Below are 26,959 nucleotides of genomic sequence, written 5' to 3' on the forward strand. Positions count from 1 at the left end.
CCATGGAGTGGCTCGGCTCCCGCGGATCCACCCACGAGGAAGGTGCCTGCGATGCCCGGTTCGACGGACGGTGCCACGCGGACCATGGGGGCGCTCACGGTGGGCTCCCTGGTCGCGGTGACGGCGTACACGGTGGCGCTCGGCGGCAACGGCTGGCTGTGGTTCGGCTGGGTGGTGCTCGGACTGGTCACCCTGTGCCTGATGCTCCTCCACGGCAGATGACGCCCCGGGGAGGCGCGCTCCGCCCCGCCTCTCAGTCCTGGCCGAGCTGCCCGAGGTGCCCGGAGGAGTGCACGCCCGGCTGGTACTTCGGCAGCCGGACGGTGATCTTCATGCCGGCTCCGGGCGCGGTCTCGATGACCAGTCCGTGGTCGTCGCCGTAGACCTGCCGCAGCCGGTCGTCGGCGTTGGACAGCCCGATGCCGCCGGAGGGGCTCTCGTCCCCGGCGAGGATGCGGCGCAGCAGATCCGGGTCCATCCCGGCGCCGTCGTCCTCGATCACGACCAGCGCCTCGGCGCCGGCGTCCTGCGCGGTGATCTGGATGTGGCAGGTGCCGGCCCTGCCCTCCAGGCCGTGCTTGACGGCGTTCTCCACCAGCGGCTGAAGGCACAGGAACGGCAGGGTGACCGGGAGCACCTCGGGCGCGATCTGCAGGGTGACGGCGAGGCGGTCGCCGAAGCGGGCCCGGGCCAGGGAGAGGTACTGCTCGATGGCGTGCAGTTCGTCCGCCAGCGTGGTGAAGGTGCCGTGCCGGCGGAAGGAGTAGCGGGTGAACTCGGCGAACTCCAGCAGCAGCTCGCGGGCGCGTTCGGGATCGGTGCGCACGAACGAGGCGATCACCGAGAGCGAGTTGTAGACGAAGTGCGGGGAGATCTGCGCGCGCAGCGCCCTGATCTCGGCCTCGATGAGCCGGGTGCGGGAGCGGTCGAGCTCGGCGAGTTCCAGCTGGACGGAGACCCAGCGGGCGACCTCGGCCGCGGCCCGGGCCAGCACGGCGGACTCGCGGGGCGCGCAGGCGACCAGGGCGCCGTGCACGCGGTCGTCCACGGTCAGCGGGGCGACGACGGCCCAGCGCACCGGGCAGTCGGGGGCCCGGCAGGTGAGGCGGAAGACCTCCCCGCGGCCGGTGTCGAGCGGGCCGGCGATCCGCTTGATGATCTCGGTGCGGTGGTGGGCGCCCACGCCGTCCCAGACCAGGACGCGCGTGTTGTCGGTGAGGCACAGCGCGTCGGTGCCGAGCAGGGAGCGCAGCCGGCGGGCGGACTTGCGGGCGGTCTCCTCGGTCAGCCCGGCCCGCAGCGGCGGCGCGGCGAGCGAGGCGGTGTGCAGGGTCCGGAAGGTGGCGTGCTCGACGGGGGTGCCGAGGTCGCCCGGGCCGGGCGGGCGGGCGGTGCGCCGGCCCAGCCAGAAGCCGGCGGCGAGCAGCGGCAGCACGGCCGCGCACAGCCCGGCGGCGAACCCGCTCACGATGCGGCCTGGGTGCGCAGCTGCTCGGGCAGGTGCAGCCGGGCCAGGACGGCGGCCGTGCCGTCCGGGACGCGGCCCGGGGTGGCGAGGGAGACCAGCATCATGGTGAGGAAGCCCAGCGGCACCGACCACAGGGCGGGCCAGGCGAGCAGGGTGTGCAGTGGCCCGGGCCCGGTCAGGCCGGCCATGGTCGCGCCGGCCGCGAGCAGCGCTCCCCCGCCGCCGGCGAGCATCCCGGCGGCCGCGCCGGGCGGAGTGAGCCGCCGCCACCAGATGCCGAGGAGAAGCAGCGGGCAGAAGGAGGAGGCGGACACGGCGAAGGCCAGGCCGACCGCGTCGGCGACGGGCGGGCTGCCGGCCGGGACGCTCGCGACGAGGGGCACGGCGACGGCGAGCACCGTGCCGAGCCGGAAGCGGCGCACGGCGCGGGCGGGCAGGGCGCCGCGCCCGGGCAGCATGTCCTGGGTGAGGACGCCGGCCACGGCGATCGCCAGCCCGGAGGCGGTGGACAGGAACGCGGCGAAGGCGCCGCCCGCGACCAGCGCGCCGAGCAGGTCGCCGCCGGCGCCGCCGATCATCCGCTCGGGCAGCAGCAGCACGGCGGCGTCGGCCTTGCCGGTGAGGGCCAGCTCGGGGGTGTAGAGGCGGCCGAGGGCGCCGTACAGCGGGGGCAGCAGGTAGAAGGCTCCGGTCAGGGCGAGCACGGCCACGGTGGTGCGGCGGGCGGCGACACCGTGCGGGCTGGTGTAGAAGCGGACCACGACGTGCGGCAGCCCCATGGTGCCGAGGAAGGTGGCGAGGATCAGACCGTACGTCGCGTACAGCGGGCGCTGCTCGGCTCCCGCGGCCGGTGAGGCGGTGGCCGTGCCCGGACGGACGGGTTCTGCCTCGGGCACCTGTGCGCCCTCCGGGAAGGTGAGGCGGGTGCCGGCCGTCACGCGGTGCGGTCCGGCGGGCAGGGTGACCGTCCGGTCGTGGTGGGCGCGGCCGTCGACGGTGCCGTCGACGGTGACGGTGAGCGGAGCGTCCAGGCGCAGGTCCAGGGTGTCGTCGACGCGGACGGTGCGCTGGTCGCGGAAGGCGGCCGGTTCGGCGAAGGGGTGGCGGGGAGCGCCGTCGTGCTGCCAGGCGAGGAGCAGGAACAGGGCGGGGACGAGCAGCGCGGTCAGTTTCAGCCAGTACTGGAAGGCTTGTACGAAGGTGATGCTGCGCATGCCGCCGGCGGCGACCGTGGCCACCACGACCACGGCGACGATCACCGCGCCGAGCGCGTCCGGCGCCCCGGTGAGCACCGCCAGGGTCAGCCCGGCGCCCTGCAGCTGGGGCAGCAGGTACAGCCAGCCGACGCCGACGACGAAGACGCCGGCGAGCCTCCGCACACCCCGGGAGGCCAGGCGGGCCTCGGCGAAATCGGGCAGGGTGTAGGCGCCGGAGCGGCGCAGCGGGGCGGCGACGAACAGCAGCAGGACGAGGTATCCGGCGGTGTAGCCGACCGGGTACCACAGCATGTCCGGGCCCTGGAGCAGGACCAGTCCGGCGACGCCGAGGAAGGAGGCGGCGGAGAGGTACTCGCCGCTGATGGCGGCCGCGTTCAGACGCGGGCCGACGGTGCGGGAGGCGACGTAGAAGTCGGAGGTGGTGCGGGAGATGCGCAGGCCGAAGGCGCCGACGAAGGCGGTGGCCACGGCGACCAGGGCGACGGCGGGGACGGTGTAGGCGGAGTTCACTGCGGCGGTCCCAGGGGTCCTCGGCGGTGCTCGGCGCGGTCCTGTACGGTGCTCGGCGGGCCTCCAGCGGTCTTCTGGCGGTCTAGCGGTCCTCGACGAGCCGGACGAAGTCGTGTTCGTTGCGTTCGGCCCGGCGCACGTACCAGCGGGCGAGCAGCACCAGCGGGGCGTACAGGCCGAAGCCGAGGACCACGAAGGTGATCCGGCGGCCCTCGGCGGCCGCGAACACCAGCGGCAGCGGGCCCACCATCAGCACGAGCACCGCGAACACGGTGAGCGCGGTGCGCAGCTGGCTGCGCATCAGGGAGCGGACGTAGGTGTGGCCGAGGGCGGTCTGCTCGGCTATCTCGGTGCGCGGCCGGGCCTGGCCGGGGACCCGGCGGGTGCGGCGCGGGGGGCCGGTGACGACGACCCGGCGTCCGGTGGCGTCCTGCGGCATCGGGTGCCTTTCTAAAACAGATGGCGGGTGCCTTTCCTCAGCGGATGGACCGGCGCATCAGCAGCTGTTTCAGCTCGCGCGCGTGGCGCCGGCTCACCTGGAGTTCCTCGGTGCCGACCCGGACGCTCACCGACCCGGCGTCCAGGCGGAGTTCGGTGATGTGGCGCAGGGCGACGAGGTGGCGGCGGTGGATGCGGACGAAACCGCGGGCGCGCCAGCGTTCCTCCAGCGTGGACAGCGGGATGCGCACGAGATGGGAGCCGTGGGCGGTGTGCAGGCGGGCGTAGTCGCCCTGCGCCTCGACGTGGGTGATGTCGTCGACCGCGACGAAGCGGGTGACACCGCCGAGTCCGACGGGCAGCTGGTCGGGGTCGGGTTCGCTCACGGGGATGGGCGGGACCGCCTCGCGCAGCCGGGCGGCGCGGCGGACGGCTTCGGCGAGCCGCTCGGCGCGCACGGGTTTGAGGACGTAGTCGACGGCCTTGAGGTCGAACGCCTGCACGGCGAAGTCCTCGTGGGCGGTGACGAACACGATCAGCGGGGGCGCGGCGAACCCGGAGAGCAGCCGGGCCAGGTCCAGGCCGTCCAGGCCGGGCATCTGGATGTCGAGGAAGACGACGTCGAGGGCGTCGGGGCCGTCCGGGCCGGAGGCGATCGCCCGGTTGAGGCGGCGCAGCGCCTCGGTGGCGTCGCCGGCCCCCTCCACCGAGGCGATCCGTGGGTCGGCGTCGAGCAGATAGAGCAGTTCCTCCAGCGAGGGGCGTTCGTCGTCGACGGCGAGGGCGCGCAGCATGAACGTGGAGTGTAGGGGCGACGGGCGGCCGTGAACACGTGTCCGTCGGGGAGGTTCGTGGCGGATCGGGGCTGGATACAGTGCCCGCATGAACAGCAGGCCGGCACCGTTCGACGACCTCGACCGGAAGATCCTCACCGCGCTGATGGCGAACGCCCGCCGCAGTTTCGCCGAGATCGGCGCGGAGATCGGCCTGTCCGCGACGGCGGTCAAGCGCCGGGTGGACCGGCTGCGGGAGACGGGCGTGATCACCGGGTTCACGGCCACGGTGAAACCGTCGGCGCTCGGGTGGCGCACGGAGGCGTACGTGGAGGTGTACTGCGAGGGCGCGGCGCCGCCCCGGCGGCTGGCGCAGGTGGTGCGCAACCATCCGGAGATCACGGCGGCGATGACCGTGACCGGCGGTGCGGACGCGCTGCTGCATGTGCGGGCGCGGGACGTGGAGCACTTCGAGGAGGTGCTGGAGCGGATCCGCACCGAGCCGTTCATCCGCAAGACCATCAGTGTGATGGTGCTGTCCCATCTGCTGCCCGAGAGCCCGGAGGCCGGGGCCAGCCACGCAGCCCCCGACGACGCAGCAGAAGTGCGCTGAGCCGCGGAAAGTCGCAGCATCGCTGCACGGACACGCAGCTTTCGTTCCTTGTCGAGCGTATCGGTCGCTTTCTACCGTGGTCTCAACCCTGAGACGACCATGGAAGCGGAGGAACCCCTTCGTGTCCGACTCCCGTGTGCCGCGCCGACGGCGCTTTCTCGTCTGCGAACCCAGACACTTCGCCGTGCAGTACGCGATCAACCCGTGGATGCATCCGGAGCGTCCCGTGGACACCGGCCGGGCCCTGGCCCAGTGGAGGGCGCTGGTCGACGCCTACCGCGCGCACGGGCACACCGTGGAGACGGTGGAGCCGGTGCCGGGCCTGCCGGACATGGTCTTCGCCGCGAACGCGGCGGTGACCGTCGGCGGCCGGGTGTTCGGCTCTCTGTTCAAGGCGCCCGAGCGGCGCCCGGAGTCCCTCCCGTACGACACCTGGTTCAAGTCGGCGGGTTTCGACGTCTACCGGCCGGAGTCGGTGTGCGAGGGCGAGGGCGACTTCGTGCCGGCCGGCCGCTGGATCCTGGCCGGCACCGGCTTCCGCACCACCCGTGAGGCCCATCAGGAGGCGCAGGAGTACCTGGGCACGGCCGTGATCTCCCTGACACTGACGGACCCGTACTTCTACCACCTGGACACGGCCCTGTTCGTCCTGGACGACACCGCCGGCGCGGAGAACATCGCCTACTACCCGGAGGCGTTCTCCCCCGGCAGCCGCGAGGTGCTCGCCCGGCTCTACCCGGACGCGGTGACCGCGACCCGCGAGGACGCGATGGCCTTCGGGCTGAACTCCGTGTGCGACGGACGGCATGTCTTCGTCTCGCCCGGCGCCACCACCCTGATCGGCCGGCTCGCCGAGCGCGGCTACGTCCCCGTCCCCGTCGACCTGTCCGAGTTCCACAAGGCCGGCGGCGGCATCAAGTGCTGCACCCAGGAGATCCGCTCATGACCGCACCCGCTGACACCCGTACCTCGGACGAGCTGATCCGGGCCGAGGAGCCGGTCCTCGCGCACAACTACCATCCGCTGCCCGTCGTCGTCGCCCGGGCGGAGGGCGCCTGGGTGGAGGACGTGGAGGGCCGCCGCTACCTCGACATGCTGGCCGGCTATTCGGCCCTCAACTTCGGCCACCGGCACCCCGCGCTGATCGACGCCGCCCGTGCGCAGCTCGACCGGCTCACCCTGACCTCGCGCGCCTTCCACAACGACCGGCTCGCCGCGTTCGCCGAGCGGCTGGCGCGGCTGACCGGGCAGGACATGGTGCTGCCGATGAACACCGGCGCGGAGGCCGTGGAGAGCGGCATCAAGGTCGCCCGCAAGTGGGCGTACGAGGTCAAGGGCGTCCCCGCGGACCGGGCGACGATCGTGGTCGCCGAGGGCAACTTCCACGGGCGGACGACGACGATCGTCGGGTTCTCCACGGACGAGACGGCACGGGCGGGCTTCGGGCCGTTCACGCCGGGTTTCCGGATCGTCCCGTACAACGACCTGGCCGCGCTCGAGGCCGCGATCGACGACACCACGGCGGCGGTGCTGATCGAGCCGGTCCAGGGCGAGGCAGGCGTGATCGTCCCCGACGACGGTTATCTCACCGGGGTCCGGGAGCTGACCCGCCGGGCCGGGTGCCTGTTCGTGGCCGACGAGATCCAGTCCGGCCTGGGCCGCACCGGGCGCACCCTCGCCGTCGACCACGAGGGTGTGGTGCCGGACCTGGTGCTGCTCGGCAAGGCGCTGGGCGGCGGCATCGTGCCGGTGTCGGCGGTGGTGGGCCGCCGGGACGTGCTCGGGGTGCTGCGGCCGGGCGAGCACGGCTCGACGTTCGGCGGCAATCCGCTGGCCGCCGCGGTCGGCACGGCGGTGGTGGACCTGCTGGAGACGGGCGACTTCCAGCGCCGGGCCGCCGAGCTGGGCGTGGTGCTGCGCGAGGAGCTGCAGGCGCTGCTCGGACGGGGCGTGGTCGCCTTCCGGGCGCGCGGGCTGTGGGCGGGCGTGGACGTCGACCCGGCGCTCGGCACCGGCCGGGAGATCAGCGAACGGCTGCTGGCGGAGGGCATCCTCGTCAAGGACACCCACGGCTCCACGATCCGGCTGGCCCCGCCGCTGACCGTGACGGAGACCGAACTGCGCGAGGCCCTCGCCTCGCTGGCGAGGGTGCTGGCCGCCTGACGATGTGACGCGGACCCGGCCGGGACGCCCGGATCTCCGGCCGGGTCCGCGCCGTTCCCCGCGGCCCGGACCGCCGTTCCCCGCGGCCCGGACCGTGCCGCAGGCCGCCTCGTTGACCAGACGCGATGCGGGTACCCGGCGGTGCGACGGCACTGTCTGAGGAGATGACTGCGATGTTGCTTCTTGGCCTGCTCCTCCTCGCGGCCGCGGGCGCGTTCACCGGTCTCGCCATCGCCGGGAATCTGACGGGCGGACCCCAGTACACGGTGTCCATCCTGGGCAACGAGATCGTCACGCTGAACGCCCTCGCCATCTTCGCCTCCGGGCTCGCACTCGCCCTGATCTTCTGCCTGGGGCTGTCCCTGATGGCCGCCGCCGCGACGCACCGCCGGCACTCCCACCGGCTCGCGGCGCCCTACGGCCGTGCCGGAGGCGGCAGGCCGGGCCGGGACGACCGCGGCGTCCGCTGACGGTCCCGGGGCGTTCTGGGGCGGTGGCCTACGGCCGGTGGGCGCTGCGGGTTGCCCCTTCCCGCGCGGGCGGACGGGGACGGGAGCCGACGCGGCCCGTCGGCTCCTGTCTTCTGTGTGCGGCCGGGACACGGGCCGGCCCGTGAGGGGGGACAGTCCCGCGGACCGGCTCTTCTACTGGTCGCCCAGCAGCTTCTTCATCTCCGCGATCTCCGCCGTCTGCGTGGCGACGACGGACGCGGCCAGCGTGCGGGCCGGGGCGTAGGTGCCGTCGCTCTGTTCGGCGCGCGCCATGGTGAGCGCGCCCTCGTGGTGCTCGACCATCATCTGCAAAAACGCCCGGTCGAAGTCCGCGCCGGACAGCTTCTTGAGCTTCTCCATGTCGAAGTGGTCCATCACGCCGGGCATGGGCGAGGCGGGGTGGCCCGAGTGGTCCATGCCGGCCATGTCGTCCATGCCCGCCATGCCGTCGGCACCGTCGTCCTCCGGCACCTGCTCGCCCCAGGTCCTCAGCCAGCCGGACATGGTGGTGATCTCCGGGTCCTGCGCCTTCTTGATCTTTTCGGCGAGGTCCTTGACCTGCTGGGACCGCGCCCGGGCCGGGGCGAGCTCCGCCATGGCGACCGCCTGCCGGTGGTGCGGGATCATCTGCTGGGCGAACGTCACGTCGTGGGCGTCGTGGTCGCTCCGCGCGGTCGGCGCGGTCGCGCTCGCACTGTGGCCCGCGTGCGCGGAGGACGCGGTGTCGTCCCCGCCGCCGCAGGCGGTGAGGAACAGTGCGGCGGCCGCGAGGACAGCCACGGCGGTGGTCCGGCCGAGGCGGGTACGGCGAAGCGGGAGGGAACGGGTCTTCATGGTTGCTGCGACTCCTGAACGGCCCGCGTGCGGGCACACGGGAGGAACGGACCGGGAAACGGTGCGGAGCACCCGCCGCCGGGGCGGGTGCGGGCGTTCCTAGATCCGCAGCAGTTGCAGTTCGGCGAGGTCGGGCGGGGCCCGGCCGTCGGAGTGCCGTGGCTGTGGAGCCGTGCGGGGCGCCAGAGCGTGCCCTTCCTGGTCGGCCGGGCCGGCCGGCAGGGCGGGCGGCGCGTATCCGGTGGCGACCCCGGCGGCCGTGCAGGTGCCGCCGTCGTGCCGCATGGACGGGCCGCCGGAGTCCGGCGCGGTCGGTTGACGGCAGGAGTCGCCGGGCCGGTGCACGGGCGCGGCGCGGTGGCCGTTCTCGGGCGGCACCGCACGGTGGTGGCCCGCCATCACGGTCATGGCGGCGTGCTCCCCCACCGCGGGCATGCCGCCGGGCGACAGGGCGTGCATCCCGAGCAGTCCGGTCAGCACGGCCAGGACGAGCAGCGCCCAGCGGGCATGACCGGCCGCGCGGGGGATGCGGGCGCCGGACGACATGGGCCCCATCGTATGGTGATCATCTCGTGCGCTTCTCACCGGCCGCCGTGCCCGCGGTGGTGCCGCCGGGCGCGGGCGGGCGGGCGCGGGCGAGCCGGCTCAGGACCGCCGGCGCCGGCGGCGTCGTACGACGTGCCGGGTGATCAGGGCGGCGACGAGCACACCGAGCGCCGCCAGCACGTACTTCTCGTAGTGCTCGACGGCGGCGTAGACGGTGTCGATGTGCGAGCCCGCGACGTAGGCGAGCGTGACCCACAGGCCCACCCACAGGGCCGCGCCGAGCGCGTTGCAGGCGAGGAACCGCAGCCAGTGCATGCCGGTGGTGCCGGCGATGATGCCGTTGGCCTGGCGCAGTCCCTCGACGAAGCGGGCGACGGTGACGATCTTGCCGCCGTGCCGGAGGAAGAACCGCTCCGCTCGCTCGAACCGCTCCGGGGTGAGGAACACGTACCGGCCCCAGCGGTGGACGAAGGCGCGGCCGCCGAGGCGGCCGATGAGATAGCCGATGTTGTCGCCGAGGACGGCGGCGAGGAACCCGATCAGTGCCACGGCGACGACGTTCAGCTCGCCCGCCCCGGCGTACACTCCCGCCGCGATGAGGATGGTCTCGCCGGGCGCCGGGATCCCGAAGTCCTCCACGAGGACGACGCCGCCCACCGCCCAGTAGCCGTAGGAGGTGAGCAGCGGCGCCAGGTGCTCGAACGGGCCCGGCAGCGGAGGGGGCATGTCCCCCACCGTACGGCGTCGGCCTCGGGCCCGTCGTGACAGCGGCGCCGAGGGGAGGGCCGGGACGCCGTGAGGTTGGCGCCCGAGGGGCCGGTTCGTCAGGCGCGGACGCCGCCGCCCAGGGCGAGGGCCGCGAACGTCGCGAGCCAGTGGTCCGTGGTGAAGTCGCCCGAGGTGGTGGCGGGCAGTCCGGCCGCCAGATTGGCCGTGGCCGCGGCGGTGAGGACGGGGATGCGCGGATCGTCCTGCGGCAGCGCGCCGGCGAGGGCGCGCAGCGCGGCGGCGCGGCTGAGGCACAGGCCGAGCAGGTGTCCGATCTGCGGGTCCGCCGTGTCCGAGATCCGCGGGGGCGGCAGGAACTCGACGGGGTCCCGCAGTTCGGGCAGGAACCGGTCCAGCCAGTCGGCGAACTCCCGTGGGGGCAGCACGCGCCGCACCGCGTCGGCCTCGCACAGCAGCGGCGAGAGAAAGTCCTGCCCGGAGGGTTCCCAGCGGGTGGCGGCGCCCTGGTCGGTCAGGTACCAGGTGCGGATCCTGTCCGCTATCGGGGTCACCAGCTGCGGCTGTCCGGCCCGTTCGGCGCTGTCCAGGACCAGGCCGAGGGCGAAGGCGCTGTTGGCGTGGGTGCCGTGCCGGACCGGGTAGGTGGCCTTCGGCAGCCAGGCGAGCAGCAGCTCCGCGACGGTGGCGGCGGCGGGGACGAGTGCGGTGTGCCAGCGCCGGGCCGCGTCGCGGACGGAGTTCCGCACGGGGGCGTCGCGCCCCTCCTCACCGCTGAGCGCGGCGCTCTCGGCGGTGAGGGCCAGCAGCCACGCCCAGCCGTAGGGCCGCTCGAACCAGGGGTGGGCGCGCAGATAGGCGGCCTCCGCGGACAGGGACGCGGCGGTCAGATGGGAGTCCAGGGTGCGGACGGTCTCCTCCCGCAGGGCGGCCGACCGCTCCTGCTCGCCGCCGTCGTCCCAGGGCAGCCGCAGCAGACGCAGCAGCAGCCAGTGCATGTGGACGCTGGAGTGCCAGTCATAGGCGCCGTAGAAGGCGGGGTGCAGGGTGCGGGGCGGGACGAGTTCGTGCGGGCCGGCCAGCAGGTGGGCGGGCGCGTTGGGGTACTCGCGGGTGATGTTGGCCAGGGCCACCTCGGCGAAACGCGAGGCGCGGGCCGCAAGCCGCCGGTCCCCGTCGGGCGGGGTGTCCGGAGTGCCGCTGGGCGTGCTCAATGGGTGGCTCCTCCGGTGACGCGGATGTCGGTGGTGGTGCGGGCGGCGGTGGCGAGGATCGCGGACAGGCCCCGCACGGCATCCGGCACGGACAGCGACGGCGGGACGGGGCTGAGCGCCGCCGCCTGCTCGGGGCTGTAGGGGACGTGGACGAAGCCGCCGCGTATGCCGGGGCGCTCGGTGGCGAGCAGGTGGGCCAGCCCGTAGAAGACGTGGTTGCACACGAAGGTGCCCGCGGTCTGGGAGACGGAGGCGGGGACGCCGGCGGCACGGGCGGCGGCGACGCAGGCCTTCATCGGCAGGGTGCTGAAGTAGGCGGCGGGGCCGCCGGGCACGACGGGTTCGTCGACGGGCTGCCGGCCGGCGTTGTCGGGGATGCGGGCGTCGTCCACGTTGATCGCGACGCGTTCGACGGTCAGGTCGGGGCGTCCGCCGGCCTGGCCGAGGCTGACGACCAGTGCGAGGTCCTCTCCGGCGGCGTCGACGGCGGCGCGCAGTTCCTCCAGGGCGGTGCCGAAGACGCAGCTGAGGCGGACGGCGGTGACGTCGAGCCCGGCCGGCGGCTGGGCCGCGAGCTGTTCGGCGGCCTGCCAGGACGGGTTGATGCTCTCCCCGCCGAACGGTTCGAAGCCGGTGACCAGGACCTTGACGGTACCGCCGGGTGTGCCGGAGGCCGTGTTCTGCGGGGCGGGTGCGGTGGGGGTGGTGTCGGTCATGCGGGCGCCGCCTAGAGAGCGAAGAGGTAGATGATGAGGATGTTGCAGATCAACAGGATCCCGGCCGTGGGTATCTGCGCCTTGATGGGCCCGTACTGGTCCTTCAGCTCCAGCAGTGCGGCCGGGACGAGGTTGAAGTTGGCCGCCATGGGGGTGCACAGCGTGCCGCAGAACCCGGCGAGCATGCCCACCGCGAGGACGGCGGGCGGGTTGCCGTGCATCTGCTCGATCAGCACCGGCCAGCCGACGGCGGCGGTCATCACGGGGAAGGCCGCGAAGGCGTTGCCCATGATGACGGTGAAGACGAACATGCCCACGCAGTACAGGGCGACGGCGGCGAGCTTCTGACCGTCCGGCAGCACGGCTTCGGTGATCTTGCCGACCTGGGTGCCGACCCCGGCCGCCTGGAAGATGGCGCCCATCACGGTCAGCATCTGCGGCAGCACCAGGGCCCAGCCCATGGACTCCAGCAGGCCGCGTCCGGCGTGCAGCGGCACGCTGATCCGGCGCTCGCGCAGCACCCACATGCCCACGCCGAGCGCGACGACGGCGCCCACGCCCAGGCCGAGGATGGTCTCGCTGCCCTTCTCCAGCAGCGGATGGCCGCCGAAGTCGAACTTCGGCACCACGACCGCGCAGATCATGGCGACCAGCGGGATGGTCAGGGCGGGGATGAACAGCTTGTTCCCGAAGCGCCCGGCGAGCCGGACGCGTTCGCTCTCGCCGGTGGTGCGCGGTGTGCCCTTGCCGGTCAGGTTGAAGCCGCCGAGGCAGATCAGCACCAGGACGGCGACGCCGAGCGGTTCGGCCGGCAGGGACTTGTCGTTGACTCCGGTGCTGTAGAAGAAGCACAGGCCCAGCAGGCCCCAGAACGCGCTGGTGCCGAAGCGCTTGGGGTTGCTGCGGTCGAAGAACATCTGAACGGCCATCACCACGAAGACGAGGCCGACCAGCCAGAAGAACCATTCAGCCTTGATCACTTGACGGACCGCCCCTTCTCGGTGCCGCGGCTGTGCGCGTCCTCGTGCTCGACGGCCATCTGCGCGTTCACGGTGACCAGTTCACGTTCCAGCGTGCGGTCCAGGCGCAGCAGCCGTCCGCCGTGGACGAGGAAGGCGCACACGGCCGTGGGGATGGCCCACAGCGCGAGGTGCAGCGGTTCCAGGTGCGTGTGGTAGGTGCTGTTGACCAGTCCGGTGATCAGCAGGATGGAGCCGATGGCGAGGAAGCAGTCCTCGCCGAAGAAGACCCCGACGGTGTCGGCGCCCGCGGCGTGTGCGCGCACCTTCTCCCGGATCTTCTCGGGCAGCGGCTGTCCGTTGTTGCGGCGCTCGGCGGCTGCCTCCGCCATCGGCGCGATCATCGGCCGCACGCTCTGCGCGGGACCGCCGATGGTCTGCAGGCCGACGGCCGCGGTGAGCTGACGCACCAGCAGGTACAGCGTCAGGAAACGGCCGGTGGTCAGCTTGCTGCCGAGTTTGGCGATGAGCGTACGGGCCTGCTGCTGGAGGCCGTTGCGCTCCAGCAGGCCGATGACGGGCAGCGTGATGGCGAAGATCGTCACCGAGCGGCTGGAGGCGAAGCTCTCGCCGAACGTCCGCAGGATCTCCAGCGGGGAGAGTCTGCCCAGCAGCCCGGTGACGATCCCGGCCACGCCCACGACCAGCAGCGGGTTGCGGCGTGTCGCGAAGCCGAGGACCACCACGAGGACACCGAGGAGAACGATCATGCCGCCTCCTCCCTTCCGGGTTGGCTGAATTCCTCGGCAGGCTAGAGGCTTGTTGAACAATCCCACAAGGGTGACCAACCCCACTCTCACGATCCTTGACCAGGAGGGGGAGACGGTCCGCCGCAGGTGACACGGCGTCTTGCCCGGGAGAGAAGGGGGCCGCTCGGACTCCCGCTCGACCGACAAGCATCTTGCAGGATCGTTGAACGATCGCATACGTTGCGCGGAATGAACGCGACGATCGACCTCAACGCCGACCTCGGTGAGGGCTTCGGCCACTGGCGGCTCACCGACGACGAGGCTTTGCTCACCTCGGTCACCAGTGCCAACGTCGCCTGCGGCTTCCACGCCGGCGATCCCGCCACCATGCGCCGCGTGTGCGAGCTGGCCGCCGAACACGGGGTGCGCATCGGCGCCCAGGTCTCCTACCGGGACCTGGCCGGATTCGGTCGTCGCGCCATGGACGTGCCCGCCGCCGAGCTGACCGCCGAAGTGGCCTACCAGATAGGCGCGCTGGACGTCTTCGCGCGCGCCGCGGGCACCGCCGTGGCCTACGTCAAGCCGCACGGCGCCCTGTACAACCGCGCGGTGCACGACGCCGAGCAGGCCGCCGCGGTGGTCGCCGGGGTCCGGCTGGCCGGTGACGCCGCGGGCGGGGAGCCGCTGCCGGTGCTCGGACTGCCCGGCTCTCGGCTGCTGGCGGCGGCGGCCGAGGCCGGACTGCCCACCGTCGAGGAGGCGTTCGCCGACCGCGCCTACCGGCCGGACGGCACCCTGGTGCCGCGCGGCGAGCCGGGTGCCGTGCTCCACGACCCCGAGCAGGTGGTGGCCCGGTCGGTGCGGCTGGCCCGGGACGGGGAGATCGTGGCCGCCGACGGGCAGGTGCTGCGCTCCGGCGCCCGGTCGCTGTGCGTGCACGGCGACACCCCCGCGGCCGCGCTGCTGGCCCGCCGGGTGCGCGAGGAGCTGGAGTCGGCCGGCATCACGGTCAAGGCGTTCGCATGAGCACCCCCGCCGCACGAGCCGCCGCCGGCGCCCCGGCGGCCGTGTCCGCGCCCGCCGACGGTTCCGCGGCCGGCACGGCCACACAGATTCCGCACCAGGCGGCCGCCGCCCGTCTCACCGTACGACCCGTGGGCACCGACGGACTGCTGATCGAACTTGACACCACCGAACGGACGGAGGCGCTCCACGCCGAGCTGCTGCGCCGCCGCGCCGCCGGCACCCTGACGCCCGTCCGGGAGATCGTGCCGGGCGCCCGGACGGTCCTGCTCGACGGATTCGCCGCACCTCAGGCCGCCCGCCGGCTGGCCGCCGAGCTGCCCGGCTGGGAGGTGCCGCCGCTCACCGGCGGCGACACGGCCGTGGTCGAGATACCCGTCCGCTACGACGGCCCCGACCTGCCCGAGGTCGCCGCCCTGTGGGGGGTGCCCGAGGACGAGGTGGCCCGCATCCACGCGGCCACCGAATACCGTGTCGCCTTCTGCGGGTTCGCCCCCGGCTTCGGCTATCTCACCGGACTCGGCGAGCGCTACCACGTGCCGCGCCGGGCCACGCCCCGCACCCGGGTCCCGACCGGTGCCGTGGGGCTCGCCGGCGGCTACACCGGCATCTACCCGCGGTCCTCCCCGGGCGGCTGGCAGCTGATCGGCACGGCACCGGACACCGTGCTGTGGGACACCCGCCGCTGTCCCGCCGCGCTGCTGTCGCCGGGCACCCGGGTGCGGTTCGTGCCGCTCGACGGCGCCGAGAGCGCGGGGGGTGGCCATGGCGACTGAGGCCCTGCACGTCGTACGGGCCGGGGCGCTGACCACGGTGCAGGATCTCGGCCGTCCCGGGCACGCCCACCTCGGGGTGCCGCACTCCGGCGCCCTGGACCGGGCGGCGCACCGCCTCGCCAACCGGCTGCTCGGAAACCCGGAGACCGCCGCCACGCTGGAGACCACCCTCACCGGCTGCGCGGTGCGCGCGCTGCGTCCCGTGCTCGCCGTGGTCACCGGCGCGCCCTGCCGGGTCACGGTCGACGGGCGTCCGGCGGCCTGGGGCCAGCCGGTCCCGGTCCCGGCCGGTGCCGTGCTCGACGTCGGCGCGGCCACCCACGGGGTGCGCTCCTACGTGGGGTTCGCCGGCGGGGTGGAGGCCGAGGAGGTGCTCGGCAGCCGCGCCACCGACCTGCTCTCCGGGCTGGGCCCGGCCCCGCTGCGCGACGGCGACACCCTCGCGCTCGGTGCCGTCCCCCCGCGGGGACGTCCGGCCGCCGCGGACGCGGCGCCGTGGGTGGCGCCGCCGCGCGAACTGGTCCTGCCGGTGACGCTCGGCCCGCGGGACGACTGGTTCACCCCGCACGGGCTGCGCACGCTGTTCACCGGTGACTACCGGGTGTCCGCCGCCAGCAACCGCATCGGGCTGCGGCTGGAGGGGCCCGCGCTGGCCCGTGCCCGGGACGGGGAGCTGGCCAGTGAGGGCATGGTGCTGGGCGCGGTCCAGGTGCCCCCCGAGGGCCTCCCGGTGATCTTCCTGTCGGATCATCCGACGACCGGCGGCTATCCCGTCGTCGGTGTCGTCCACCCGTCCGCGCTGGACGCGATGGCCCAGGCCCGCCCGGGCACACCGGTCCGCTTCACTCCCATGGGCGGTACGCCCTCCGGCCGGTGAGGCACAGGCGGGCTGAGGAGCTGGGCGGGCATCCGCGGCGGCCGTGCTCTTCAGCCCCGCCGCGCGGCCGCCGGGCGGTCCCCCGCCCCGGTCGCCCGGCGCTCCACCGCCACCGCCGCCATCGTCAGCAGGCCCGGCAGGACGGGGATGAACCCGGGCACCTGAAGTGCGATCACGGCGACCACCACCAGGGCACCGGCCAGCAGCAGGGTGCCCCGCCAGTCGCGCGGCAGGCCGGCGGCCGCCTCGCCCAGCGCCTGCCGCCAGGGCAGTCCGGGCCGCCAGCGGGCCGCGCCGCGCAGGGCGGCCAGCACCACCAGGGCCAGCGCCGCCGCCACCAGCGGACCCATCACCCCGGCCCCGGGCGGCCCGGCGGCCAGCGCCAGCACGTCCAGCCCCACCACCGCGAGCACCACCACCGGTGCCAGCAGGGCCGACGGCTGCCGTACGGCGGCCGCCAGCACCGCCAGGAAGCGCCGCACGCTGGGGGTGCGCTCGTCCTCGACCCGTTCGCGCAGCAGCACCGCGCCCGCCCCCGCCGCGGCCAACGCGGTGACCACCGGCAGGGACGCCACGCAGACGAGGACGCCGATCAGCAGCACGTCGGCCGGCAGGTCCAGACGGTGCAGCGCGCCGGCGCCGGATGCCCGGGAGTCGTCGTGTGCGGTCATGTCCCCGCCCCTATCCCTTCAGGCCCGAGGTCGACACGCCCTCGACCAGGAAACGCTGAAAGGCCAGGAAGAACAGCCCGATCGGCACCAGCGCCAGCACCGACATGGCGAACATCGGGCCGTACGCGGACTGGCTGCTCTGGTCCACGAAGATCTGCAGCGCCAGCGGCAGCGTGAACTTCGACGGGTCGTTCAGGTAGATGAGCTGGGTGAAGAAGTCGTTCCAGGTCCAGATGAAGGTGAAGATGGACGTGGTGATGACCGCCGGCCGCAGCAGCGGCAGGATGACGTACCAGAAGGTGCGGAAGGGTCCGCAGCCGTCGACGGTGGCCGTCTCGTCCAGCTCGCGCGGCAGCCCGCGGACGAACTGGACCATCAGGAAGACGAAGAACGCGTCGGTGGCCAGGAACTTCGGCAGGATCAGCGGCCAGAAGGAGTTCACCAGGCCGAGCTTGTGAAAGATGATGTACTGCGGGATGAGGACGACGTGCTGCGGCAGCATGATGGTGGAGATCATGAAGCCGAACAGCGGGCCGCGCCCCCGGAAGTGCAGCCGGCCGAAGGCGTAGGCGGCCAGCGAGCAGGACAGCACATTGCCCGCCACCGCACCGGCCGAGACCGCCAGCGAGTTGCCGAGGTACTGCCAGATGCTGTAGCCGGCCACTCCGCCGAACACCTGACGGTAGTTGTCGCCCGTGGCGTGCTCCGGCAGCAGCGCCAGGCGGGACAGCACCTCGTCGGCGGGTTTGAAGGAGGTGCTGACCAGCCAGATCACCGGATACAGCAGCACCAGCACCACCACCGTCACGGCCACATGCCACAGCACGGACCGCACGGACCGCAGCCTGCGGACACCGGCCGCCGGCCGGACGGTCGCCTGGACGGTCATCGCCTGCCCTCCCCCAGATAGAACACCCACCGGTTGGCTCCTCGGAACAGCAGGACGGTGATCAGGCCGACCACCACGAGCAGCACCCAGGCCATCGCCGAGGCGTAGCCCATCCGGAAGTCGGTGAACCCGCGCTGGTACAGGTACAGCGTGTACAGCAGCGTCGAGTCGCTCGGGCCGCCCCGGCCGCTGCTGATGATGAAAGCGCTGGTGAACGACTGGAAGGCGTGGATGGTCTCCAGCACCAGGTTGAACAGCAGCACCGGGGAGAGCATCGGCAGCGTCACCGCGACGAAGCGGCGCACCGGCCCGGCACCGTCCAGTGCCGCCGCCTCGTACAGCTCCTTCGGCACCTGCTTCAGGCCGGCCAGGAAGATCACCATGGGCGCGCCGAACTGCCACACGGCCAGCGCGATCACGGTCAGCAGCGCATAGCGCGGCTGGTCCACCATGCTGCCCACGTCGATGCCGAACACACCGAGCACCCGGCCGGCCACGCCGCCGTCGCCGTACATCGCCCGCCACACCAGTGCCACGCTGACGCTGGCGCCCAGCAGGGAGGGCGCGTAGAAGGCGGAACGGTAAAGGCCGGTGCCGCGCCGGCCGCGGTTCAGCAGCATCGCCACCGCAAGGGCCAGGCCCAGCTTCAGCGGCACCGACACCACCACGTACTCCAGCGTGGCCGTCACCGCGTGCCAGTAACGGTCGTCCTCGGTGAACATCCGGACGTAGTTGTCCAGGCCCACCCACCGAGGAGAGTCGAACAGGTCGTAGTCGGTGAACGACAGATACAGCGAGGCCAGCATCGGACCCACCGTCAGCACCGTGGCCCCGACGATCCACGGCGACAGGAACACATACGCCGCGCCCTGGCCCCGGCGCCGTGACCTGCTGCGGGCCGCCGGCCGCGCGGTGACCTGCCGCGCGGGGCGGGTCAGTGCGGTGTTCGCCATCGGCTCATCCTTCCTTCGCCGCTCGGGCCGGGTGGTGCGCGGCCCGCCCGGGCGTCTGCCTGGTGCTCACTGCTCCAGGGCCTGCTGGGCGTTCTCGACGACCCGTTCGGCTCCGGCGGACACACTGGTCCGGCCGAAGATCACGTCGTCGTAGACCTGCTGGAAGTCCGTCTTGACGGCGGAGGAGCCGCTGGGCCACTGCCAGGTGTCGGCGGGACCCATCCGCTGCTGCACCCGCTGCTCGTAGTCGCACACCGCCTTGTCGTCGCCGGTGGCGGCGCCGCACACCTGCGCGCGGACCTCGGAGTTCGCCGGCACCCCGCGGGTGGCGCCGAGCACGGCGCCCGCCTCGGGGTCGTTGACCAGGAAGTCGAGCAGCTTCACCGCGGCGTCCTTGTGCGCGGAGTGCTGGGCGACACCGAAGTAGACGGGCGGCAGCGCGGCCATGCCCGAGTGCGCCGCGTCGTCGCCGGGCAGCGGCGCGGTCTTCAACGTACCCTTGTAGGAGGACAGGTAGGAGGTGAGGTTGGAGTCGTAGTTCATCTCCGACGCGGCCTGCTTGAGCACCAGCGCCGAGTTCTGGGTGGAGCCGTCCATCTTCGTGGTCGCCTCGGGGGCGCTGACACCCTTCTTGGTGCGCAGCGCGGCGGTGGTGTTCCAGAACTGCTCCAGGTCGGCGGCGGTGAAGCCGAGCTTGCCGTCGGCGGTGTAGAGCTGCTTGCCGCGCCCGTGCAGCCAGGAGTCGAACCAGTCCACGGCCCACCCGAAGTCGGTGGTGCCGGCGACACCGGTGGCGGCGCCGACCTTCTGCATGTCCTTCGCGAACTGCTCCCAGGTCCAGCCGTTCTCGGGCACGCGGACGCCGGCCTTGTCGAACAGGTCCTGGTCGTAGACCAGCATCTGCGTGGTCTGCCCGGCGGGGACCGCGTACTGCTTGCCGTCGGCCTTGCCCCCGGCGAGCAGGTTGGCGGGGATCTTGTCCACGCGCAGGGTGCTGCCGGTGTACCGGCTGAGGTCGGCCAGCACATGCCGGTGCTGATATTCGCCGAAGGTGGGACGGTCCAGCTGGATCAGGTCGGGGGCGGCGCCGCCGGCGACCTGGGTGGTCAGCTTCTGCACATAGGCCGCGTAGCCGCTGAACTCGGTCTGCACGCGGATGCCGGGATTTTTCTTCTCGAACAGGGCGACGGCCTTCGTCGTCGCGTCGGCCCGGTCCTGGTTGCCCCACCACACGAACCGCACGGTCTGTGTGCCGCCGCTGCCGGAGGACGATCCGCAGCCGCTCAGCACCCCTGCGAGGGCGACGGACACCACGCCCGCCAGGATGCGGGCGCCGCGGCGGGCCGTTCTGCTTGTCATGTCGAGTCTCCTTGTGCCGGACGGGCGTTGAGCAGGCGGGTGCAGACGACGGCGCGAGGAACCGTGCGCCGGGCGGGACTCTGAATCGATTCACGGCACCGTAAGGTGCGGACCCACGGCCGTCAAGAGGCTGGGAAAGCGCTATCTGCCTGGCTCACGAACGCTCGGCAACATCGCCCCGCCCCCTTGCCATCGCGCGCTCATCGGCTGTTGTCTGCACGGACACGGCGTGCGCCTCGGGTGCGCACCGACGCATCGTGACCCGCCGTTCAGACAGCGCTTTCCAACCGCGTGTCCCCACTCCTTGACAAGCGTTCAGAGCGGGCCCTTAGATCGATTCATCCGCGACCGGGCGCCGTGCGCCGGCTTCGCGGACCGCTTCACCCCGGCCCGCTGCCGTGACCCGGCCGCCCCGGCAGCCGGTGCCCTCCCCGCCGGCCCGACCCGCGCTCCACCCGTCTTCCGGCCGCCCTCCCCTGCCTGCCCGTGCACCGCCCTTCACCCCTGGAGGCTGCTCGATGCCCGCGCAACTCCCGTTGAACCGCCGCACCTTCCTCATCGGCGCCTCGGCGGCCACGGCCGTGATGGCCGCCGGTCCCGCCGGGCGGGCGGCAGCCGATGCCGCACCGCCCGGGGCGGCGTCCCGCGGTGCGGCCGAGGGCGTCGACCTGCACTGGCTGGACGGAGCGCCCACGGCGAGCACCGGGGCGGCCTGGGGGGTGCCGTGGCCGCGGGGCACGGTGGCCCGGGACACCACGTTCGCGCTGAGTTCCGGCGACGGCGAGCTGGTGCCGGTGCAGTCGTGGCCGCTGGCCTACTGGCCCGACGGCTCGCTCAAGTGGACCGGTCACGCCGTGAGTTCCGCGGTCCGCGCCGGCACGCTGCGCCTCGCGCCCGGCACTCCGGCCGCACCACGGCAGCCGGTGCGTGTGAGCCGGTCCGGCGACGAACTGCGGCTGACCAACGGCGTGCTGGACGTGCGCATCGCCCGCAGCGGACCCGTGGCCGTCCGCTCGATCCGCCGGGGCGGGCAGGTGACCGCGCACGACGGCCGCCTGATCCTCCTGCTGCAGGACAAGCCGGAGGACGACGGCACCCGCCGCACGTCGTGGACGGGCGTGGTGGAGTCGGCGGAGGTCACCCAGTCCGGTCCGGTGCGCGCGGTGGTGCGGCTGTCGGGCCACTACCGGCCGGACGACGCAGGCCGGCGCGGCCACGGCGGCCGCACCCTGCTGCCCTGGACCCTGCGGCTGTATCTGGGCGCGGGCGACGAGTCGCTGCGCCTGGTGCACCACTTCACCTGGGACGCCGACCCGCAGCACGACTTCGTCCGCGGCCTGGGCATGGAGTTCCGCGTGCCGATGCGGGACGAGGCGCACGACCGGCACATCCGGTTCGGCACCGCCTCCGGCGGGGTGTGGGGCGAGCCGGTGCGGGTGCTGACCGGTCTGCGCCGGGACCCGGGCCAGGCGGTGCGCACCGCGCAGACCGAGGGCACCGCCACCCCGCCCGTCTCCCAGTGGGCGCAGCAGGTGCGCGACGGTTACCGGCAGCTGGCCGTGTGGAACGACTTCACCCTCTTCCAGGGCTCCCCCGACCACTTCTCGGTGTGGAAACGCACCTCGTCCCACGGCAGCTGGCTCAAGCACGCCGGTCACGGCGACCGTGCCTCCGGGTTCGGGTACGCCGGCGGCGTCAGCGGCGGACTCGGCTTCGGCCTGCGGGACTTCTGGCAGCGCTTCCCCCGGGCGCTGGACGTCCGCGACGCGGGCGGCGACACCGCGACCGTCACCCTGTGGTCGTGGTCGCCGCTGGGCGGGGCCATGGACCTGCGCCCGTACGACACCGAGGCCCACGGCCTGGACCTGGCGTACGAGGACGTGCAGGAGGGCTTCGGCGTGCCCGAGGGCATGGTCCGCTCCACCGAGATGGTGCTGTGGGCGTTCGCGGCCACCCCGTCCCGCGACACGGTCACCGCCCTGTCCACCACGCTCACCGCGCCGCCGCAGCTCGTCGCCGAGCCCGCCCACTACCACCGCGCGGGTGTCTTCGGCCGCTGGAGCCTGCCCGACCGGAGCACCGAGGCCCGCGCCGCGCTGGAGGACGCCCTCGCCGCGGACGTCGCCTTCTACCGCAGGCAGGTCGACCAGCGGCAGTGGTACGGGTTCTGGCACTACGGCGACGTCATGCACACCTACGACGCCGACCGTCACACCTGGCGCTACGACGTCGGTGGTTACGCCTGGGACAACGCCGAACTCGGCACGGACGCCTTCCTCTGGTACGCCTTCCTGCGCTCCGGCGACCCGGACACCTTCCGTCTGGCCCGGGCCATGACGCAGCACGTGGCCGAGGCCGACACGCATCACACCGGCCGTTTCGCCGGCCTCGGCTCCCGGCACAACGTCGTGCACTGGGGCGACGGCGCCAAGGAGGCGCGGGTCTCGGAGTCCTGGACCAAGCGTTTCGCCTACTACCTGACCGCGGACGAGCTCCTCGGCGACCTCATCCGTTCCTCCCTCGAAGCCGACCGGACGCTGCTGGAGATCGACCCGCTGCGCGAGGTGCTGCCCCCGCAGACCGCCGCCCCGGCCCGCATCCGCATCGGGCCCGACTGGTACGCGCTGGTCGGCAACTGGCTGACCGAGTGGGAACGCACCGGCGACACCTCCTGGCGCGACCGCATCGTCACCGGCATGAAGGACATCGCCGGCTTCCCGGCGGGCCTGTACACCGGCGAGGCGGGCGGCGCCGTCGGCTTCGACCCGGCGACCGGGCACCTGACACGTTTCGGCACCGGCGACTTCGAGGGGGGCTACAACCTGGCGATGGCGTTCCTCGGCGAGCAGACCCTGTGGGAGGTGCTCGATCTGGTGGACGTGCCGGAGTTCCGCCGTACGCTGCTGGACTTCGCCCGCACCGTGCAGGCGCCGGCGGCGGAGAAGACCGCCGTGTACGGCCGGGACTTCGACCCTCAGGTGTTTCCGACGATCTATGCGCGGCTGACCGCGTGGGCGGGCGAACAGCTTCACGATCCCGCCCTGCGGCGGCGTGGCTGGCAGCAGTTCCTGTCCGACCCGGCGGGCAAGCCGTGGCCGGCGGCCGTGAAGGTGACCGGGAATGCGGTGCCGGGACCGGTGGAGGAGATACCGGGCGGCTGCGCCACCAACGACGCGGCCCAGCGCAACCTGGCGCTCATCGCCCTGCTGGCCGTCGCCCCGGACGAGGCGCCATGAACGGCGGGAGCAGTGCGACAGAACCGGAATGACAGAACCGGCGACGGGGCCGGGCGATGGAACCGGAGCGGCGGGACCGGGCGACCGGTCGGCGACACCGCGTCCGGCACCGCACGGTGCGGTGCGGCACACCGTTCGCCTGTCCCGCCGCCGGCAGCGCCCCGGTGCCGGGTGGCGGCCGGGATTCTTCGTGCCGCTCCCCGGCCTCGGCGCGGGTGGTGACGGCCCGTCGGGGCCTCAGGCGGTGACGCCGTCGTCGACCACGAGGTCGTGCCCGACGACGAGACTGGCCTCGTCCGACGCCAGCCACAGCACCGCGTTGACGATCTGGGGCGGCCGGACCGTCCGGCCGCCCCATGACAGGTGTGTGGTGGGTCAGGGCTGGGGCGTGGCGTGCGGGGCGCAGGTGACGTCCGTACGGTCCACCCGTCCGGTGAGCAGGTAGGTGTCCACCCGGTCGTTGATGCACGGGTTGACCAGGCCGGTGACACCGTGCGAGCCGGCGTTCTTCTCCGTGATCAGGCGGGAGCCCTTGAAGCGCTTGTGCAGCTCGACGGCGCCCTGGTAAGGCGTGGCGGCGTCCCGCGTGGACTGCACGATCAGCACGGGCGGCAGGCCCTTGCCGGTGCGGACCTCCACCGGGGTCTGCTGCTTGACCGGCCAGGTCGCGCACGGCAGGTTCATCCAGGCGTTCGACCAGGTGAGGAACGGGTACTTGGCGTTCAGGCGGGTGTTGTCCCGGTCCCAGGTGCGCCAGCTGGTGGGCCACTTGGCGTCGGTGCACTCCACGGCCGTGTAGACGGCGTTGCCGTTCTCCGCGGAGATGTTGCCCGCGATGTCGGACATGTCGGGGGCGGCGGCGTCGACGAGCGCCTGGGTGTCACCGGCGACATACTTGCTGAACACCGCGGCCACCGATGCCCACGAGGAGTCGTAATAGGGGGCGCTCTGGAAGAAGCCGAGCAGCTCGGCCGGGCCGACCACGCCGCCGATCGGATTGTTCTTGGCGGTGGCGCGCAGCGCGAGCCACTTGGCCTGGACGGCGTCGCGGGTGGTGCCCAGGTGGTACGTGGCGTCGTTCGCGGCGACCCAGTCCTCCCAGTCCTTCCAGCGGGTCTCGAACGCGATGTCCTGGTTGAGGTTGGCCTGGTACCAGATGTTGTCGCGGTCCGGGTTGACGACGCTGTCGACGACCATCCGGCGCACGTGGGACGGGAACAGCGTGCCGTAGACGGCGCCGAGATAGGTGCCGTAGGACACGCCGAGGTAGTTGAGCTTCTTCTCGCCGAGGGCGGCCCGGATCACGTCCAGGTCGCGGGCGGTGTTCGGCGTGGTCATCTGCTGGAGCATCGCGCGGCCGGTGCGCTCCAGGCAGCCGTCGGCGTACTCGCGGGCCAGCTTGCGCTGGGCGAGCTTGTCGGCCTCGGAGTCGGGAACCGGGTCCATCTTGGGCGCCTTGACGTACTCCTGCGGGTCCATGCAGGAGATGGGCGCCGAGTGGCCGACACCGCGCGGGTCGAAGCCGACGAAGTCGTATGCCGTGGCGACGTTCGCCCAGACCTTGTTGTTCGTGGTGACCCGGGTCGGGAAGCGCAGGCCGGAGCCGCCGGGGCCGCCCGGGTTGTAGATCAGCGCGCCCTGCCGCTCCCGCGGGGTGCCGGTGCTGCGGACACGGTCCACGGCGAGCTTGACCTGCTTGCCGTCGGGGTGTGCGTAGTCCAGCGGGACCGTGACCCAGCCGCACTGGATGGGCTTGTCCAGTCCCCAGTCCTCGGGGCAGTCCTGCCAGTCGATCCCGGCCTTGGCGGCGCGGGCGGCGGCGATCGCCACGCCGCGTGCCTCGCGGTCCTGACCGTGGCGGCTGTCGGCGCTGGCCGCGGGAGCCGCCACGGTGCCGGCTATCAGCGTGGCCGCCACCAGTGCGCCGGCCGAGCCCAGCGCCATGATCCGGCTCTTCGGTCCGTTGTCCCTCAAGTGGGCCCTCCCCGCACACGGTTCGATGTCGGTACGGGGATCCTTCCGGCTGTGAGGTGCCGGAGAACAGAGGGCGTCGGCCTTTCGTTGCCAATCCGATAACCGGCACGGCGGGTTCCGTTGAGCGGAGCTCCCGGGCACACGGCGCTCTCACGGCGCACTCCGACCGCTCAGCCGTTCGCTGTCCCGGCCGCACGTGCCACCGGTGCTCCCGCGCCCCCTTGCCGTCCGCAGCGAGGTGGGCCGCGGCAGCAAGCAGCCCCATACGGCGCACTGTTGACGGAACGTCAGATCGGCTCGGTCTGCCTGGTGGGTGTGCCACTGCCGGCGACGGCGGCGGAGGTCCCGGGGGCAAGGCGGTGCGCGACGGTGCTGCCGGTCACGGCGGCGCCCGGCGCGTCCGGCGGCACCCGGGAGCGGGCGGGCCGGAGAGCGTGTGCGGCGCTGCCGTGCGGCATCTCCATCCGGGCAGCGAAGGTGCCGGCAAAGGTCGGGTCGAGGGTGTCGGGTTCGGTGGGGGTCGCGACGATCAGGGTGTTGGCGGAGGCCTCGGGGGCGGACCCGGATCCCGGCGTCGAGCAGGAGGCGACCAGCAGCACGGCGGCGGCGCTCCCGGCGCCGGCGGCGAGGGCGCGTGAGCGCACCGTGTGCCGACGGGGACGCCGGGCCGTTGCGGGGTCCGTCGTCGCATCCGAATCCGCCCTTCGGTGGAGAAGCTGTTCTCGGCCGGAAGGTGCTGGTGCCGGGCCGGGTGCTGCGCGGCGGGGTGTGCGCTCGGGTCCCGGTTCCGTGGTGCTCGCTCGCGGTGCTCGCGGGGGTGTGCGGGGAGAGACGATGTGGACGCGGTGTCGGTCACGGTGCCGCCACGCCGGCGACGGCCCGCCGCCGGCGCCGGGCGGCGTGGTTCCGCTCCGGGGAACCGTTTCCGTAGCGTTCTGTACAACGAACAGTGCGAGGGTAGGACCCGCCCTCACAGCTGACAATGTTCATATCAAACACGGGAGGCGCACGGGGCACCGGCTTGTTCGATACAGCGAACATCGGCGCGGCGAACGCCGGCGCCGCCCCTGCGCAGCGGGCTCATGCTCGCGCCGGGCCGGTGGCAGGTCTCCGAGGAGCGGGGTGCCGCCGTGGGGGGCCCGGCCCGCCGTACCGCGCCGTGACGCCGAGGCGCCGCCGCCCCGGCGGAAGGACACCAGGCTCCGGACCGCACCGGTGGCGCGACGCACCGCGACGGCCCTGCCGCCGCCTCCACAGCACCGCCCTGGTGCCTACGACTGGCCCGCGGGCTCGTGCGCCGCGCGCCGGGCGAGCGCGCGCCGCAGCGCCTCCAGCTCGGTGTCGGGCAGGGCGCCGCCCTGGGCGAACTTCAGCACATGATCCGCGACGGTGCGCACCTTGATGTTGGTCCGCTGGGAGACCTCCCGCAGGACCAGCCAGGCGTCGTCGGGAGGCATCCGCCCGAAGGCCACGACCGCGCCGATGGCCTGGTCGATCACGGCATGCGAGGTGAGCGCGTGCTGGAGCTGGTCGATCTCCTCGTGCAGCCGCTCGTGCTCCAGCACCAGGTCGGTGACGGACAGCGGCTGGAGGGGATGCCGCCGGGACATCGCGAAGAACGCCATGGAGTTCCCCTGGGTCGTCGAGCGGCCGAGTTCCATCTCCAGCTTGCGTCAGGAGCACCCGGCGCACGACCGGAGGCCGGACGAGCGAACCTGTCCCCCGTTCGACGGGTACGTTCTTGCACGTTGTGTACACACCTGGCCGGGCGGTGGTGTGGCGTG

The 26,959-nt window shown here is 73.1% G+C and carries 28 protein-coding genes; 9 read left to right on the forward strand and 19 right to left on the reverse strand.

Going from position 1 to position 26,959, the window contains the following annotated elements; all coding sequences use genetic code 11:
- Positions 1-51: 51 nt before the first annotated feature.
- Positions 52-222, forward strand: a complete 171-nt coding sequence (locus tag IE286_RS01500; protein WP_189794701.1) for a hypothetical protein — start codon at positions 52-54, stop codon at positions 220-222.
- Between the two features lie 31 nt (positions 223-253).
- Here the strand turns inward: IE286_RS01500 and IE286_RS01505 are convergent, their stop codons facing one another.
- The 4 genes from IE286_RS01505 to IE286_RS01520 all read right to left on the reverse strand — a co-directional run bounded on the left by IE286_RS01505 (position 254) and on the right by IE286_RS01520 (position 4,427).
- The gene (locus IE286_RS01505) at positions 254-1,468 is read right to left on the reverse strand and encodes a sensor histidine kinase (protein ID WP_189794702.1); all 1,215 of its coding nucleotides are present in this window, start codon (positions 1,466-1,468) and stop codon (positions 254-256) included.
- Positions 1,465-3,195 carry a sodium/solute symporter gene (locus IE286_RS01510; RefSeq protein ID WP_189794703.1) on the reverse strand — a complete coding sequence of 577 codons (1,731 nt, stop codon included), beginning with the start codon at positions 3,193-3,195 and terminating at the stop codon, positions 1,465-1,467. The genes IE286_RS01505 and IE286_RS01510 overlap by 4 nt, the downstream gene beginning before the upstream one ends.
- 82 nt (positions 3,196-3,277) lie before the next feature.
- Complete coding sequence (locus tag IE286_RS01515; protein WP_189794704.1) at positions 3,278-3,634, reverse strand: hypothetical protein; 357 nt, start codon at positions 3,632-3,634, stop codon at positions 3,278-3,280.
- 37 nt (positions 3,635-3,671) lie between these two features.
- Complete coding sequence (locus IE286_RS01520) at positions 3,672-4,427, reverse strand: LytR/AlgR family response regulator transcription factor (RefSeq protein WP_189794705.1); 756 nt, start codon at positions 4,425-4,427, stop codon at positions 3,672-3,674.
- Positions 4,428-4,515: 88 nt separating this feature from the next.
- Here IE286_RS01520 and IE286_RS01525 point away from each other — a divergent pair, with 88 nt between their 5' ends.
- The 4 genes from IE286_RS01525 (at position 4,516) to IE286_RS01540 (ending at position 7,652) form a co-directional block, all read left to right on the forward strand.
- The gene (locus IE286_RS01525) at positions 4,516-5,019 is read left to right on the forward strand and encodes an Lrp/AsnC family transcriptional regulator (protein ID WP_189794706.1); all 504 of its coding nucleotides are present in this window, start codon (positions 4,516-4,518) and stop codon (positions 5,017-5,019) included.
- A gap of 121 nt (positions 5,020-5,140) precedes the next feature.
- The gene (gene ddaH / locus IE286_RS01530) at positions 5,141-5,965 is read left to right on the forward strand and encodes a dimethylargininase (RefSeq protein ID WP_189794707.1); all 825 of its coding nucleotides are present in this window, start codon (positions 5,141-5,143) and stop codon (positions 5,963-5,965) included.
- Positions 5,962-7,182, forward strand: a complete 1,221-nt coding sequence (gene rocD / locus IE286_RS01535) for an ornithine--oxo-acid transaminase (protein ID WP_189794708.1) — start codon at positions 5,962-5,964, stop codon at positions 7,180-7,182. The genes ddaH and rocD overlap by 4 nt, the downstream gene beginning before the upstream one ends.
- Before the next feature lie 173 nt (positions 7,183-7,355).
- Positions 7,356-7,652, forward strand: a complete 297-nt coding sequence (locus IE286_RS01540; RefSeq protein WP_189794709.1) for a hypothetical protein — start codon at positions 7,356-7,358, stop codon at positions 7,650-7,652.
- Between the two features lie 174 nt (positions 7,653-7,826).
- Here the strand turns inward: IE286_RS01540 and IE286_RS01545 are convergent, their stop codons facing one another.
- The 7 genes from IE286_RS01545 to IE286_RS01575 form a co-directional block, all read right to left on the reverse strand.
- Positions 7,827-8,507, reverse strand: a complete 681-nt coding sequence (locus tag IE286_RS01545) for a DUF305 domain-containing protein (RefSeq protein WP_189794710.1) — start codon at positions 8,505-8,507, stop codon at positions 7,827-7,829.
- Between the two features lie 99 nt (positions 8,508-8,606).
- Positions 8,607-9,053: a DUF6153 family protein gene (locus tag IE286_RS01550; RefSeq protein ID WP_189794711.1), complete on the reverse strand. Its 447-nt coding sequence runs from the start codon at positions 9,051-9,053 to the stop codon at positions 8,607-8,609.
- Positions 9,054-9,152: 99 nt separating this feature from the next.
- On the reverse strand, positions 9,153-9,779 hold the full coding sequence (locus IE286_RS01555; RefSeq protein WP_189794712.1) for a DedA family protein: 627 nt from the start codon (positions 9,777-9,779) through the stop codon (positions 9,153-9,155).
- A gap of 98 nt (positions 9,780-9,877) precedes the next feature.
- Positions 9,878-10,993: a DUF2891 family protein gene (locus tag IE286_RS01560; RefSeq protein ID WP_189794713.1), complete on the reverse strand. Its 1,116-nt coding sequence runs from the start codon at positions 10,991-10,993 to the stop codon at positions 9,878-9,880.
- Positions 10,990-11,709, reverse strand: coding sequence for a pyroglutamyl-peptidase I (pcp, locus tag IE286_RS01565; protein WP_189794714.1), 720 nt, complete (start codon positions 11,707-11,709; stop codon positions 10,990-10,992). Before pcp ends, IE286_RS01560 begins: the two co-directional genes overlap by 4 nt.
- Before the next feature lie 11 nt (positions 11,710-11,720).
- On the reverse strand, positions 11,721-12,689 hold the full coding sequence (locus IE286_RS01570; protein WP_189794715.1) for a DUF979 domain-containing protein: 969 nt from the start codon (positions 12,687-12,689) through the stop codon (positions 11,721-11,723).
- Positions 12,686-13,438 carry a DUF969 domain-containing protein gene (locus IE286_RS01575; RefSeq protein WP_189794716.1) on the reverse strand — a complete coding sequence of 251 codons (753 nt, stop codon included), beginning with the start codon at positions 13,436-13,438 and terminating at the stop codon, positions 12,686-12,688. The genes IE286_RS01570 and IE286_RS01575 overlap by 4 nt, the downstream gene beginning before the upstream one ends.
- Positions 13,439-13,666: 228 nt before the next feature.
- Between IE286_RS01575 and IE286_RS01580 the strand changes: the two genes are divergently transcribed.
- The 3 genes from IE286_RS01580 to IE286_RS01590 are packed head-to-tail and all read left to right on the forward strand — an operon-like array spanning position 13,667 to position 16,093.
- Positions 13,667-14,443 carry a LamB/YcsF family protein gene (locus IE286_RS01580; RefSeq protein ID WP_189794717.1) on the forward strand — a complete coding sequence of 259 codons (777 nt, stop codon included), beginning with the start codon at positions 13,667-13,669 and terminating at the stop codon, positions 14,441-14,443.
- Positions 14,440-15,216, forward strand: coding sequence for a 5-oxoprolinase subunit B family protein (locus IE286_RS01585; RefSeq protein WP_189794718.1), 777 nt, complete (start codon positions 14,440-14,442; stop codon positions 15,214-15,216). Before IE286_RS01580 ends, IE286_RS01585 begins: the two co-directional genes overlap by 4 nt.
- Positions 15,206-16,093 (forward strand): 5-oxoprolinase subunit C family protein, encoded by an 888-nt coding sequence (locus tag IE286_RS01590; protein WP_189794719.1) that lies wholly within the window; start codon positions 15,206-15,208, stop codon positions 16,091-16,093. The genes IE286_RS01585 and IE286_RS01590 overlap by 11 nt, the downstream gene beginning before the upstream one ends.
- Positions 16,094-16,143: 50 nt before the next feature.
- Here IE286_RS01590 and IE286_RS01595 read toward each other — a convergent pair whose 3' ends face one another.
- From IE286_RS01595 to IE286_RS01610, 4 genes are all read right to left on the reverse strand, one after another.
- Positions 16,144-16,764, reverse strand: coding sequence for a hypothetical protein (locus IE286_RS01595; protein WP_189794720.1), 621 nt, complete (start codon positions 16,762-16,764; stop codon positions 16,144-16,146).
- A gap of 10 nt (positions 16,765-16,774) precedes the next feature.
- Positions 16,775-17,653, reverse strand: coding sequence for a carbohydrate ABC transporter permease (locus IE286_RS01600; RefSeq protein WP_189794721.1), 879 nt, complete (start codon positions 17,651-17,653; stop codon positions 16,775-16,777).
- Positions 17,650-18,606, reverse strand: a complete 957-nt coding sequence (locus IE286_RS01605; RefSeq protein ID WP_189794722.1) for a carbohydrate ABC transporter permease — start codon at positions 18,604-18,606, stop codon at positions 17,650-17,652. The genes IE286_RS01600 and IE286_RS01605 overlap by 4 nt, the downstream gene beginning before the upstream one ends.
- A 66-nt stretch (positions 18,607-18,672) precedes the next feature.
- A complete protein-coding gene (locus IE286_RS01610; protein WP_189794723.1) occupies positions 18,673-19,965 on the reverse strand; it encodes an ABC transporter substrate-binding protein in 1,293 nt (430 codons plus the stop codon).
- 518 nt (positions 19,966-20,483) lie between these two features.
- Here IE286_RS01610 and IE286_RS01615 point away from each other — a divergent pair.
- Entirely contained in the window at positions 20,484-23,201 is a 2,718-nt protein-coding gene (locus IE286_RS01615; protein WP_189794724.1) for an exo-rhamnogalacturonan lyase family protein, read from the forward strand.
- Between the two features lie 237 nt (positions 23,202-23,438).
- On the opposite strand, the gene IE286_RS27545 is transcribed toward IE286_RS01615, so the two are convergent.
- The 4 genes from IE286_RS27545 to IE286_RS01635 all read right to left on the reverse strand — a co-directional run bounded on the left by IE286_RS27545 (position 23,439) and on the right by IE286_RS01635 (position 26,836).
- The gene (locus IE286_RS27545; RefSeq protein ID WP_267969644.1) at positions 23,439-23,564 is read right to left on the reverse strand and encodes an SDR family oxidoreductase; all 126 of its coding nucleotides are present in this window, start codon (positions 23,562-23,564) and stop codon (positions 23,439-23,441) included.
- A 12-nt stretch (positions 23,565-23,576) separates the two neighbouring features.
- Complete coding sequence (locus IE286_RS01625; protein WP_189794815.1) at positions 23,577-25,145, reverse strand: alpha/beta hydrolase; 1,569 nt, start codon at positions 25,143-25,145, stop codon at positions 23,577-23,579.
- 317 nt (positions 25,146-25,462) lie between these two features.
- Positions 25,463-25,819, reverse strand: a complete 357-nt coding sequence (locus IE286_RS01630) for a hypothetical protein (protein WP_189794725.1) — start codon at positions 25,817-25,819, stop codon at positions 25,463-25,465.
- 627 nt (positions 25,820-26,446) lie between these two features.
- Positions 26,447-26,836, reverse strand: coding sequence for an ANTAR domain-containing protein (locus IE286_RS01635; RefSeq protein WP_308437386.1), 390 nt, complete (start codon positions 26,834-26,836; stop codon positions 26,447-26,449).
- Positions 26,837-26,959 lie beyond the last annotated feature (123 nt).

Source organism: Streptomyces thermodiastaticus (assembly GCF_014656135.1).
GTDB lineage: Bacteria > Actinomycetota > Actinomycetes > Streptomycetales > Streptomycetaceae > Streptomyces > Streptomyces thermodiastaticus.

Bases quoted from the DNA above. Each gene is read 5' to 3' on its own strand.
- IE286_RS01525 (WP_189794706.1), top strand. From the start codon at position 4,516: ATGAACAGCAGGCCGGCACCGTTCGACGACCTCGACCGGAAGATCCTC.
- rocD (WP_189794708.1), top strand. From the start codon at position 5,962: ATGACCGCACCCGCTGACACCCGTACCTCGGACGAGCTGATCCGGGCC.
- IE286_RS01625 (WP_189794815.1), bottom strand. From the start codon at position 25,145: ATGGCGCTGGGCTCGGCCGGCGCACTGGTGGCGGCCACGCTGATAGCC.
- IE286_RS01540 (WP_189794709.1), top strand. From the start codon at position 7,356: ATGTTGCTTCTTGGCCTGCTCCTCCTCGCGGCCGCGGGCGCGTTCACC.
- IE286_RS01580 (WP_189794717.1), top strand. From the start codon at position 13,667: ATGAACGCGACGATCGACCTCAACGCCGACCTCGGTGAGGGCTTCGGC.
- IE286_RS01585 (WP_189794718.1), top strand. From the start codon at position 14,440: ATGAGCACCCCCGCCGCACGAGCCGCCGCCGGCGCCCCGGCGGCCGTG.
- IE286_RS01515 (WP_189794704.1), bottom strand. From the start codon at position 3,634: ATGCCGCAGGACGCCACCGGACGCCGGGTCGTCGTCACCGGCCCCCCG.
- IE286_RS01520 (WP_189794705.1), bottom strand. From the start codon at position 4,427: ATGCTGCGCGCCCTCGCCGTCGACGACGAACGCCCCTCGCTGGAGGAA.
- IE286_RS01545 (WP_189794710.1), bottom strand. From the start codon at position 8,507: ATGAAGACCCGTTCCCTCCCGCTTCGCCGTACCCGCCTCGGCCGGACC.
- IE286_RS01600 (WP_189794721.1), bottom strand. From the start codon at position 17,653: ATGACCGTCCAGGCGACCGTCCGGCCGGCGGCCGGTGTCCGCAGGCTG.
- IE286_RS01550 (WP_189794711.1), bottom strand. From the start codon at position 9,053: ATGTCGTCCGGCGCCCGCATCCCCCGCGCGGCCGGTCATGCCCGCTGG.
- IE286_RS01590 (WP_189794719.1), top strand. From the start codon at position 15,206: ATGGCGACTGAGGCCCTGCACGTCGTACGGGCCGGGGCGCTGACCACG.
- IE286_RS01500 (WP_189794701.1), top strand. From the start codon at position 52: ATGCCCGGTTCGACGGACGGTGCCACGCGGACCATGGGGGCGCTCACG.
- IE286_RS01610 (WP_189794723.1), bottom strand. From the start codon at position 19,965: ATGACAAGCAGAACGGCCCGCCGCGGCGCCCGCATCCTGGCGGGCGTG.
- IE286_RS01615 (WP_189794724.1), top strand. From the start codon at position 20,484: ATGCCCGCGCAACTCCCGTTGAACCGCCGCACCTTCCTCATCGGCGCC.
- IE286_RS01555 (WP_189794712.1), bottom strand. From the start codon at position 9,779: ATGCCCCCTCCGCTGCCGGGCCCGTTCGAGCACCTGGCGCCGCTGCTC.
- IE286_RS01575 (WP_189794716.1), bottom strand. From the start codon at position 13,438: ATGATCGTTCTCCTCGGTGTCCTCGTGGTGGTCCTCGGCTTCGCGACA.
- pcp (WP_189794714.1), bottom strand. From the start codon at position 11,709: ATGACCGACACCACCCCCACCGCACCCGCCCCGCAGAACACGGCCTCC.
- IE286_RS01605 (WP_189794722.1), bottom strand. From the start codon at position 18,606: ATGGCGAACACCGCACTGACCCGCCCCGCGCGGCAGGTCACCGCGCGG.
- IE286_RS01595 (WP_189794720.1), bottom strand. From the start codon at position 16,764: ATGACCGCACACGACGACTCCCGGGCATCCGGCGCCGGCGCGCTGCAC.
- IE286_RS01635 (WP_308437386.1), bottom strand. From the start codon at position 26,836: ATGGAACTCGGCCGCTCGACGACCCAGGGGAACTCCATGGCGTTCTTC.